General features: G+C 74.1%; 10 protein-coding genes. 5 read left to right on the top strand and 5 right to left on the bottom strand.

Features of this window, described 5'->3' with window-relative positions; translation table 11 throughout:
- Positions 1–93 precede the first annotated feature (93 nt).
- Positions 94–1,668 (bottom strand): CocE/NonD family hydrolase, encoded by a 1,575-nt coding sequence (locus tag ACIBEA_RS13885; RefSeq protein ID WP_399260395.1) that lies wholly within the window; start codon positions 1,666–1,668, stop codon positions 94–96.
- 58 nt (positions 1,669–1,726) lie between these two features.
- On the opposite strand from ACIBEA_RS13885, the gene ACIBEA_RS13880 reads away from it, so the two are divergent.
- The 4 genes from ACIBEA_RS13880 to ACIBEA_RS13865 are packed head-to-tail and all read left to right on the top strand — an operon-like array spanning position 1,727 to position 5,844.
- A complete protein-coding gene (locus tag ACIBEA_RS13880) occupies positions 1,727–3,244 on the top strand; it encodes an AMP-binding protein (RefSeq protein WP_399260394.1) in 1,518 nt (505 codons plus the stop codon).
- Positions 3,241–4,221, top strand: coding sequence for a macrolide 2'-phosphotransferase (locus tag ACIBEA_RS13875; RefSeq protein WP_399260391.1), 981 nt, complete (start codon positions 3,241–3,243; stop codon positions 4,219–4,221). Before ACIBEA_RS13880 ends, ACIBEA_RS13875 begins: the two co-directional genes overlap by 4 nt.
- Complete coding sequence (locus ACIBEA_RS13870) at positions 4,218–5,093, top strand: alpha/beta fold hydrolase (protein WP_399260389.1); 876 nt, start codon at positions 4,218–4,220, stop codon at positions 5,091–5,093. The genes ACIBEA_RS13875 and ACIBEA_RS13870 overlap by 4 nt, the downstream gene beginning before the upstream one ends.
- Complete coding sequence (locus ACIBEA_RS13865; RefSeq protein ID WP_399260387.1) at positions 5,083–5,844, top strand: nucleoside 2-deoxyribosyltransferase domain-containing protein; 762 nt, start codon at positions 5,083–5,085, stop codon at positions 5,842–5,844. Before ACIBEA_RS13870 ends, ACIBEA_RS13865 begins: the two co-directional genes overlap by 11 nt.
- Here ACIBEA_RS13865 and ACIBEA_RS13860 read toward each other — a convergent pair.
- The 3 genes from ACIBEA_RS13860 to ACIBEA_RS13850 form a co-directional block, all read right to left on the bottom strand.
- Positions 5,820–6,428 carry a GNAT family N-acetyltransferase gene (locus ACIBEA_RS13860; protein WP_399260385.1) on the bottom strand — a complete coding sequence of 203 codons (609 nt, stop codon included), beginning with the start codon at positions 6,426–6,428 and terminating at the stop codon, positions 5,820–5,822. The two genes, ACIBEA_RS13865 and ACIBEA_RS13860, sit on opposite strands and share 25 nt — an antisense overlap.
- 126 nt (positions 6,429–6,554) lie before the next feature.
- Positions 6,555–7,043 carry a glutathione peroxidase gene (locus tag ACIBEA_RS13855; protein WP_399260383.1) on the bottom strand — a complete coding sequence of 163 codons (489 nt, stop codon included), beginning with the start codon at positions 7,041–7,043 and terminating at the stop codon, positions 6,555–6,557.
- A 112-nt stretch (positions 7,044–7,155) separates the two neighbouring features.
- A complete protein-coding gene (locus ACIBEA_RS13850; protein ID WP_399260381.1) occupies positions 7,156–7,959 on the bottom strand; it encodes a hypothetical protein in 804 nt (267 codons plus the stop codon).
- 237 nt (positions 7,960–8,196) lie between these two features.
- Between ACIBEA_RS13850 and gcl the strand changes: the two genes are divergently transcribed.
- Positions 8,197–9,984 (top strand): glyoxylate carboligase, encoded by a 1,788-nt coding sequence (gene gcl / locus ACIBEA_RS13845; RefSeq protein ID WP_399260380.1) that lies wholly within the window; start codon positions 8,197–8,199, stop codon positions 9,982–9,984.
- A gap of 102 nt (positions 9,985–10,086) precedes the next feature.
- Here gcl and ACIBEA_RS13840 read toward each other — a convergent pair whose 3' ends face one another.
- On the bottom strand, positions 10,087–10,677 hold the full coding sequence (locus tag ACIBEA_RS13840; protein WP_399260378.1) for a TetR/AcrR family transcriptional regulator: 591 nt from the start codon (positions 10,675–10,677) through the stop codon (positions 10,087–10,089).
- Positions 10,678–10,796: the final 119 nt, after the last annotated feature.

Below are 10,796 nucleotides of genomic sequence, written 5' to 3'. Positions count from 1 at the left end.
GGGGCGCCGGGGGGGGGGGGCGGGCGTACCCTCAGGGGCCCCAACTGGGGGGCCCCCCCCCCGCCCCCCGCCGCCCCGGGCCCCGCCTCGCCGTCAGTCGGCGAGGCGCGGCAGCAGCAGGCGTGAGGGCAGGTCACCGCCGTGGTGGACGGTGTGGTGCGCGAGCACCGGCGGATGCACGTCGAAGCGCGGCGCGTTGCTCGCCGCGACCTCGACGCGGACGCGGTGCCCCGGGCGGAACACGTGCCCGACGGCGCCCAGCCGCACGGTGACCTCGACCGCCCCGGTCGCCGCCGGATCCAACCGGCGGATGCCGTCGCACAACAGCTCGGCCCGGCCGCCCGGGTGGACGTCGACGAGCTTGCCCGTCACGTCCGCCCCCGCGGCGTCCGGGGTGACGTACACGGTCAGCACCGTGTCCCCGAGCACGGTGAGCGCGGTGGTGAGCGGCTCGCCGGTGAAGCACAGCACGTCGGCGCGCCGCTCCACCTCCCGCTGGTCCAGCGGCCCGCAGTCGCCGCCGGTGAACTGACCGGGCAGCGCGGTCGCCCCGCCGGTGGTCGGCACCGGGTCGGCCGGATCGTGCCGCAGCGGGTCGGCGCCGGCGCGGACCGGCGCGGGACCCGGCCGCAGGGCCCGGCCGGCGAGGTGCAGGACGAGGTCCTCGGTGCCCGGGACCGGCCAGTCGGGGAAGGTGCGCCACGCGTCGGCGCCGGTCACGAAGAGCCGCACGGGCTCCGGTTCGGGCGCGCCGCCCCGGCCCCGCAGGTGCCGGTCGAAATGCTCCAGATGGAGGCCGGTGACATCGAGCCGACTTTCGTCCGCGGCCCATCCGTAACGGCGCTGCGGGAAAATCCCGTCGGTCACGCAGTGGGACCACGGCCCGACCACCAGTCGGGAATTCATGCCGGATTCTCGAATTCCCCGGTAATTCTCCAGGGCGCCGTTCAGGAAAATGTCGTACCAGCCGGTCAGGTGCAGCGCGGGGACGTCGATCGCCGCGTACGCGTCGCGGGGGGCGGCGCGCCGCCAGTACGGGTCGCCGCCGGGGTGCTCGCGCCACTGCCGCCAGTACGGGGCCAGCCGGTCCAGCAGCTCCGCGGCGGCCTCCGGGTCGCGGTACAGCTCGTCGATCCGGTCCACGGCCCCGGCCACCTCGGCGAGGTCGGCCGCCGCCAGGCCGGCCCCGTCGAGCAGCAGGTCGTACAGCACCCAATAGAGGAGGAACCCCAGCTGGAAGGCGCCGCCCTGGCGGGTCCAGCCCTCGTCGAAGCCGGAGCCGGCGACGTGTGGGACGACCGCGCCCAGGCCGGGCGGGCGTTCACCGGCCGCGAGCAGCGCCGCCATCGCCTCGTACGAGCGCCCGAACAGCCCGGCGGTGCCGTCGCACCACGGCTGGTCGACCGCCCAGGCCACGGTGTCCGCGCCGTCCGCCGCCTCGTTCCAGTACGGCTCGAAGGCGCCGCCGGAGTCGAACCGGCCGCGCACGTCCTGCACCAGCAGCGCGTAGCCGCGGCGCACCAGGCGCAGCCCGTCGACGGAGGCGCCGCCGGGTGCTCCGGATTTCCCGTAGGGGGTCCGGCGGATCAGGACCGGGACCGGGCCGGTCGATTCGGGGAGGTAGAGGTCGGCGCTCGATAAAGTGCCGTCCCGCAGGGGTATTTTCACGTCTTGTTCTATCGATATTCGCACCCGCTCATATTCCAACAGGACGAGGACGATCACAATGCAGTCCGCCGGAATCGCTTTTCTGGAACCCTTCTTCGCGACGGCCCGCGCCGATCCGGCCCGCCCCGCCGTCGTCGACAACGGGCTCGCCGTCGGCTACGGCACCCTCGCCGCCTGGGCCCTGGAGGTGGCCGGCTCCCTCGCACCGCGCACCGGGCGGCCGCAGCCGCCCGTGGGGATCGTCGCGCACCACTCGGCCCGGGACGTGGCGGCCGTCCTGGGCGTGCTCGCGGCGGGCCGCGCCTACGTGCCGCTGGAGGCCGACCACCCCGCGGCCCGGCTGGAAGCGGTCCTGGACCGGCTCGGTGTCCGCGAGGCCGTCGCCACCGCGGACACCGGCTGGCAGCCCCCCGTCCCGGTGGTGCACCGCCCGCGCTGGACGCCCGCGCCGGTGACCCCCGCGCGGGCAGCCGCGCACCCCCGCTCCGGCGCGGGCCCCGAGGACCCCGCGTACGTGCTGTTCACCTCGGGCTCCACCGGCGAGCCCAAGGGCGTGGTGGTGCCGCACCGGGCGCCGGCCGCCGTGGTGCCGCTCCTGCGCGACCTGTACGGCGTCGGACCGGGCGAGAGCGTGCTGCACTTCCACGGCGCGGGTGGCGACACCAGCCTGGAGGAGATCCTCCCGACCCTGACCGCCGGCGCGACCCTCGTCATCGACGACGCGGCGCGCGAGCGCTTCGCCGAGGTCGTCGAGGACCAGCAGGTCTCCGTCGCCGTCCTGCCCACCGGCTTCTGGTACGCCCTCACCGGCGACCTGCTCCACCGGGGCGCCGAACTCCCCGCGTCCCTGCACACGGTGGTGATCGGTGGCGAGGCCGTACGCGCCGACATGCTCCGGCGCTGGCAGCGCCTCGGCGCGTCCGGCGTACGGCTGCTCAATACCTACGGGTCCACCGAGACCGCGCTGGTGACGCACGCGGTGCAGTTGGCCGGGCCGGGCGCACCCGCACTCGCCGACCCCGACGGCGACCTGCCCCTCGGGCGTCCGCTGGCGCACGTCGGCCAGTACGTCGACGCCGCCACCGGTGAACTGCACCTGTCCGGGCCGGGCTTGGCCCTCGGCTACCACGGCGACCCGGCGGGCACCGCCGCCCGGTTCGCCGAGCGCGACGGAACCCGCTGGTACCGCACCGGTGACCTGGTGTCCGAGACGGCCGACGGCGCCGTGGTCTTCCGGGGCCGCTCCGACCACCAGGTCAAGATCCGCGGCCACCGGGTGGACCTGATCGCGGTGGAGGCCCTCATCGGCGGCTGCGAGGGCGTGCTGGCCGTCGCCGCGGCCCGGGTGGAGCGGGCCGAACACAGCACGCTGGCCGCGTTCTTCGTACCGCTGCCGGACCACGACCCGGGCGCCGTCGCGGCCGCGGTCCGCGCCCGACTGGCCCGCACCGCGCCCCCGCACCTGGTGCCGAGCCTCCTCGTCCCGGTCGCGGAGCTGGAACGCACGCACACGGGCAAGGTGGACCGCGACGCCACCCGTGACCGGCACGTGCCGACCGCGGCGGCGCCCCGATGACCGACACCGCCACCAACGCCAACGCCAACGCCAACACGAACACCAACACCGACGCCGGTGCGGACACGGCCGCCCTCGCCGCCCGCGCCTCCCGGCAGCTCGGCGTGGAACTCGACCCGGCGAGCGCCCGACCCGACGACACCGGCTGGGACTTCCGGGTCATCCACATCCGGGCCGTCGACGGAACCCCCTGGATCCTGCGCAGCCCCCGGCGACCCGAGGCCGCACGCCAACTCACCGTGGAAGGCGCCGTGCTGGCCGCCGTGCGCGACCGCGTTCCGGTCCCGGTGCCCGACTGGCGCCTGCACGCCCCGGACCTGGTGGCCTATCCCCGACTGCCCGGCGAACCGGCCGGGAGCGAGGACCCCGACACCCTGGTCTACGGCTGGTCGACGGACCCGCTCGCCCATCCGGCCGGCTACCTGGAGCCGCTCGCCCGGACCCTGGTCGCGGTGCACGCCACCACGCTGGAAGGAGCCGACGGCGCCCCGCTCCTGCCCGGCCCCGCCCCGGCCGGACCCGACGCCGTGCGCACCGCGATCGCGGCCCGGCTCGCCCGGGCCCGGGCCGAACTCCCGCTCCCCGCGCGGGGGATCCGGCACTGGGAGAGCTGGCTCGACGACGACGACCTGTGGCCGCGCCGGCTGACGCTCGTACACGGTGACGTGCACCCCGGGCACACCCTCGTGGTCCGCCCACCGGCCGGCCCGCCGGTCCTGTCCGGGCTGCTGGACTGGGCCAACGCCGCCGTGGGCGACCCGGCGGCCGACTTCGTCGACATGCTCTACGCGGGCGGGACCGAGGTCCTCGACCGCCTCCTGGACGCCTACCGGGCGGCGGGCGGCGAGGTCCGCGCCGGCATGCGGGCGCACGTCCTGGCGCGGGCCTCGTTCCTGTGGGTGCACGTGGCCCTGCGCGGCCTGGACACCGGCCGCCCCGCCTGGGTGCGCACGGCACTGACCAGGATGGCGCCGTGACCGGGCCCGCCGGCGCGGAGCCGGACCGCGTGCCGGACCACATGCCGGCCCGTACGACGGGCCGCACGCCCGGGGGAGCGGCGTACACCCTCCACGCCCCGGCCGGTGCCGGGGACGTACCGGTGGTGCTGGTCGCCGGGGCGGGCGGCAGCGGGCGGATCTGGGAGCACCATCAGGTGCCCGCGCTGACCGCGGCCGGGCACCGGGTGGTGACCTTCGACCACCCGCCCGGGGCGAGCGGACCGGCCGGACTCGCCCGCGCGGTGAGCGAGCTGATGGGCGACCTCGGCCTGCCGCCCTGCCCCCTGGTCGGCCACTCCCTCGGCGCCCTCGCCGTCCAGGAGCTGCTCCTGGAGGAGCCGCGGCTGGCCAGTGGCGCGCTGCTCGCCGCGACCCGGGGGCGGCCCGATCCGGTCGGTCGGGCGATGGCGCGCGCCGAAGCCGCCCTCGCCGACGCGGGCGGCAACCGCCTGCCGCCCGCGTACGAGGCCTTCGTCCGCCTCGGACAGAACCTCTCGCCGCGGACCCTGGCCGACGGGGGCGCGGTCGAGGAATGGCTCGACCTGTTCGAAATCGGGGCGCTGACCGGACCCGCGACCCTCCACGGCCCGGCCGCGCCGGACCGGGACCGGCTGGCCGACTACGCCCGGATCACCGCACCGGTGCAGGTCGTGGGCTTCGCCGACGACCTGCTGGCGCCCGCGCCGCTGGGCCGGGAGGTGGCGGGGGCGATCCCCGGCGCCCGCTGGACGGTGCTGCCCGACACCGGCCACCTCGGCTTCCTGGAACGGCCCACCGCCTTCAACGCCCTCCTGCTGGACTTCCTCGCCGCCCTGGCCCCGACCGACCCCGGAGCAGCCCGTGTCCACTGAAACGGCCCCCGCCACCCCAGCCACCGCTTCCATGGTCGATGTAGTGCACGTCGGTCAGGAGGCGCCCGACTCCTGGGCCGCGGCCGTGTACCTGTGCGGCCCCACCCCCGTCGACCCCGCCGAGCCCTCCTGGCGCCCGGACGCCGTGGCCGCGCTGCGGGCCGCGTGGGCGGGCGCCGGCAGGCTGGCGGTCTTCCTGCCCGAGCCGGCACCCGGCGGCGGCTACCCCCCGTACGCGGACCAGATCGCCTGGGAGGAGGAGGCCATGCGCCGCTCGGACGCGATCCTCTTCTGGATCCCCCGGGACATGGAGCGGCTGCCCGGCCTGGTCTCGAACATCAAGTGGGGCACCTGGTGCGGCTCCGGGCGCGCCGTGCTCGGCGCGCCGCCGCAGGCCGAGCGCATGGCGTACCTGCTGCACTTCGCCGAGGCGCTGGGCGTACCCGTGGAACGGACCGTCGGGGGCGCCGCCGCCGCGGCCCTGCGCGTCGCCGGCCCGGGAGAGGAGCGGGCCGGCGCGGAGCGCTCCGTACCGTTGGCGGTGTGGCGCAGCGCGCAGTTCCGGCAGTGGTACGCGCAGCGCCGCGAGTCCGGCGACCGCCTGCTCGACGCGCGCGTCGAGTGGTACGCGCCGGCCGGTGGCCCGGACGCCGCCGCCTGGCTGCTGACCGTCGAGGTGGCGCCGGGCGACGGGGCCGCCCCCGGCGTCCACCGGCTGCTCGCGGCTCAGGGGCAGGGAGCGCTCATGTAGAGGGCGTGCTCGCCCTCCGACTCGGTGCCCTGGTAGAGGGTGGTGTCCAGGCCGCAGAAGGTGAAGCCCATCCGGCGGTAGGCGTGCACGGCCGGGGCGTTGACGTTGGTGACCTCCAGCCAGACGTGCCCGGCGCCGCGCTCGCGCGCCACGTCCCGCGCGCGCCCCATCAGGGCCCGGCCCACGCCCCGGCCCCGGTGCTCCGGGGCGACCTCGATGTCCTCGATGGTCAGCCGGCGGTTCCACGGGTTGTAGGAGACGGTGACGAAGCCGGCGAGCCCGCCGTCGGCGCCGACGGCCACGACGGTGTGGTCGCCGTCCTCCTCGCCGTCCCCACCGTCCTCGCCGTCGGTGGACTGGCCCGCGCCGCCGCTGCCGTCGTCCTCGGGGAAGACCTTGGTCAGGGGCGGATCCACCGGGACTTCGCGCAGCGCGAAGCCGTCGGCGGTGACCGCCACCCGGAAGACGCTCGCGGTGGTGAAGGACCCGTCGAGCGCCTCGATGGCCTCGGCGTCCTCGGGCCGGGCGGCCCGGAGCGCGTAGGCCGCGCCGTCGGTGTCGGGGGTCTGCAAAGGAGTGGTCATGGCGCGAGGCTACGACCGTCCTGCCCGGGTAGGGGCGGGTTTCAGCCGGTTACGGCGCCCCGCGCGGCCCCCGCCCGCAGGCCCGGGCCCGGCCGGGACGGACCCGGCCGGGACGGCTGCGGTGGGTCAGGCGGGGAGCAGCGCCTCGATGGCGGCGAGGACCTCGGGGGCCTCCGGCTCCGTGCGCGGACGGAAGCGGCCGACGACCTCGCCCTCGGGGGAGATCAGGAACTTCTCGAAGTTCCACTGGATGTCGCCCGCCTCGCCCTCGGCGTCGGCGGTCTTCACCAGCTCCGTGTACAGCGGGTGCCGGTTCTCACCGTTGACCTCGGACTTCTCCAGCATGGGGAAGGTGACGCCGAAACCGGTGGCGCAGAACGTCTGGATGTCGTCCGCCGTGCCGGGCTCCTGGCCGCCGAACTGGTTGCACGGCACGCCGATGACCGTGAAGCCCTTCTCGGCGTACCTGGACTGGAGGCGGGCCAGTCCCGAGTACTGCGGGGTCAGCCCGCACTGGGAGGCGGTGTTCACCAGCAGGATCGCCTTGCCCTTGTGCGCCGCGAGGCTGGTGGGCTCGTCGGACAGGGTGGTCAGGGGGATGTCGTACAGGCTCAAGGCGCTCTCCTCGGAAGGGCAGGACTGACAGAGGGAGCAACAACGCGCGCGAACGACGTGTTCCGCCCCGGGACGCGCGTTTGCGCCCCGACCCCAGGAGATCCCGTCGGGCTCAGCCCCCGGCCCCCGTCCCCACCAGTTCGTCCGCCGGGTCGTTGACCGGCTGGGGCATTCCGGTCAGGTCCATCACGAAGAGCGGTATGCCCAGGTCGTCCGCGCGCTCCCGCGCGTCCTGCGTGTACCCGGCCAGGGAGAAGTAGGCGCAGGAAGAGGACGCGGTCAGGCCGTTCAGCCAGACGCACTCCACCGCGCGCAGCCCGGTCGGCGCCGTCGTCGGATCCACCTGGGCGACCAGTCCGGGCGCCCGCAGGTCGACCGCCGCGGCGGGCACCGCCGGCCCGTCGGGGCGGCGCACGTCCGTGAAGCCCAGCCAGCGCAGGTACAGGGCGGCCGTCGACACCGCGTCCCCGGCCGTACGGATGGTCACCGGCCGGAAGGCGGGCCGCGGCGCGGGCGCGGTCGGCGGCAGCGGAACGTGCGCGGCCCCCGGATCCACCACGTGCCTCGGATCCACCAGGCGCCGCGGACCCACCGGGCGCCCCTGGTCCCGGGGACTTCCCGGATCTCCGGGATCTCGGAGATCTCGGGGGTCCACCGGATGCACCGGCACCCGGCACACCGTCCCGCACGACCCGCAGCCCACCTCGGGGTGCGGCCACTCGCCCACCCGCCCGCAGGCCCCGCACCGCACCGCGACCCAGGCCTCCGACCAGGTGCGCCGGGTCAGCGGGCGGGGCGCCGCCGAGCGGTCCAGCGGGGGCGTGACCGGGCTCCCGCAGGCGCACGGGAAGGCGGGGGCGGTGTAGCCGTTCTCGCGCAGGCACGCCGGGCAGCGCACCGGAATCGATTCCGCCATGGCCGTGTGCCCCCTCCGTCGCCGCGCACCCCCGCGGGTGGGTCCATGCTCCACCACCGCCGTGCCTCCGGACCCGGTCATTAGTGCAACTCACCGAGAAGATCGCGCCTTTTGGTGCTTTCCGGGGTTCCCCACCGCCTTGACGTGCGGGAGGCCGCCGCTTAGCTTGTTCCGTATAGCAGAACAAAACTTCCGGATTACGGAAAAGCCTGACCGTCAGACCCGCAGGAGAACTCGATGCCTCGTATGACAGCCGCCGCCGCTGCAGTGGAGATCCTCAAGCGCGAGGGCGTTTCGCAAGCGTTCGGCGTGCCCGGCGCTGCGATCAACCCGTTCTACCGCGAGCTCAAGAACGTGGGCGGCATCGCCCACACCCTCGCCCGCCACGTCGAGGGCGCCTCGCACATGGCCGAGGGCTACACCCGCACGACCCCGGGCAACATCGGGCTCTGCATCGGTACGTCAGGCCCCGCCGGTACCGACATGATCACCGGCCTGTACTCGGCCATCGCGGACTCGATCCCGATCCTGTGCATCACCGGTCAGGCCCCGGTCTCCAAGCTCCACAAGGAAGACTTCCAGGCCGTCGACATCGCGTCGATCGCCAAGCCGGTCACCAAGAAGGCCACCACGGTCCTGGAGGCCGCGCAGGTCCCCGGCGTGTTCCAGGAGGCCTTCTACCTGATGCGCTCCGGCCGTCCGGGCCCGGTCCTCATCGACCTCCCGATCGACGTCCAGCTGACCGAGATCGAGTTCGACCCCGACCTGTACGAGCCGCTGCCCGTGCACAAGCCGGCCGCGACCCGCAAGCAGGCCGAGCGCGCGATCCAGTACCTGCTCGCCTCCGAGCGTCCGCTGATCGTCGCCGGTGGCGGCATCATCAACGCCGACGCCTCCGACCTGCTGGTCGAGTTCGCCGAGCTCGTCGGCGTCCCGGTCATCTCCACCCTCATGGGCTGGGGCACCATCCCGGACGACCACGAGCTGGCCGCCGGAATGGTCGGCGTCCAGACCTCGCACCGCTACGGCAACGCGACGTTCCTGGAGTCGGACTTCGTCCTGGGCATCGGCAACCGCTGGGCCAACCGCCACACCGGTTACAACCTGGACGCCTACCGCGGCGACCGCAAGTTCGTCCACGTCGACATCGAGCCCACCCAGATCGGCAAGATCTTCGCCCCGGACCTGGGCATCGTCTCCGACGCCAAGGCCGCGCTGACGACCTTCATCGAGGTCGCCAAGGAGCTCAAGGCCGAGGGCAAGCTGCCCGACTACAGCGCCTGGGTCGCCTCGCACCTGGAGCGCAAGGGCTCGCTGCAGCGCCGCACCCACTTCGACAACATCCCCATGAAGCCGCAGCGCGTCTACGAGGAGATGAACAAGGCCTTCGGCCCGGAGACCCGCTACGTCACCACCATCGGTCTGTCCCAGATCGCCGGTGCGCAGATGCTGCACGTCTTCAAGCCGCGCCACTGGATCAACTGCGGCCAGGCCGGCCCGCTCGGCTGGACCATCCCGGCCGCGCTGGGCGTCGCCACCGCCGACCCGCAGACCCCCGTCGTCGCCCTCTCCGGCGACTACGACTTCCAGTTCATGCTGGAGGAGCTGGCCGTCGGTGCGCAGCACAAGATCCCGTACGTCCACGTCCTGGTGAACAACGCCTACCTGGGCCTGATCCGTCAGGCGCAGGGTGGTCTCGGCATCAACTTCGAGGTCAACCTCGAATTCGAGAACATCAACGCCCCCGAGCTGGGCGTCTACGGCGTCGACCACGTCAAGGTCGTCGAGGGTCTCGGCTGCAAGGCCATCCGCGTCACGGACCCGAACGAGCTGGGTGCCGCCCTGGAGGAGGCCAAGAAGCTGGCCGCCGAGTTCAGCGTCCCGGTCGTCGTCGAGGCCATCCTGGAGCGCGTCACCAACATCTCGATGAGCAAGACGGTCGACATGAGCGACGTCACCGAGTTCGAAGAGCTCGCGACCGAGCCGGGTCACGCCCCGACCGCGATCCGCCCGATCTCCGCCTAGTTCCACTCCTGGTTCCACCAGGCCGGTCCAGCAGCACCGAACGGCCCCCGTCCCTCCTCCAGGAGGGACGGGGGCCGTTCCGCGTCACATCCGGGCCCGGTCCTAGACGGGCTCGTCGGGCCGCCGGCCCAGTTCCGCGTCCACCGCGCCGGAGAGCAGGGCGCGGGCCCGCTCGACCGTCAGCGAGCCGCTGTGCCAGCGCTCGCTCAACCCCTCCACCAGCGCCGTGAGCCGCGCCGCGACGTCCTCCGGGTCGGCCCGCAGATCGGCGAGTCCGGCCGCCTGGGCATCGGCGACCGAATCGGCGGTGTCGCGGCACCAGGTGCGCGTGGATCGGGCCAGCGTCTCGCGCAGGTCGTCGTCGAATTTGGCGCTGGCCCGCAGCTCGCCCCACGCGATGCTGTTCTCGCGCACCCGGGCGGTGTCCTGGAGCTCGCCTAGCAGGAGCTGGAGGAGGAGCGCGCGGGGGTCCTGCGCGCTGCTGTGGGCCTCGTCGGTGTAGCCGGTGGCGCGGGCGCTGATGAAGTCGAGGGTGCGCCGGATCAGCCCCGCGCGGTCCTTGAAGTGGTAGTAGATCAGCGCCGTCGAGACGTCGGCCTCGGCCGCCAGCTCCTCGACGCGCAGGCCTCTGACGCCGCTGCGCGCGATGACCCGTACCGCTGCTTCGAGGATCAGCACTTGACGATCTGCCACGCGGATCGCACCTTCCAGTCGGTAACCCCTTGACTGACCTTTCAGTCAGGTATCACGATAGCCCTCACCGGCCTTCCTGACTCGCCTTTCAGGCCAATCGTTCTGACTAAAAATTCAGT

It is taken from the genome of Streptomyces sp. NPDC051555, assembly GCF_044454405.1.
GTDB lineage: Bacteria > Actinomycetota > Actinomycetes > Streptomycetales > Streptomycetaceae > Streptomyces.
This window is presented reverse-complemented; position numbering and strand designations above follow the sequence as displayed.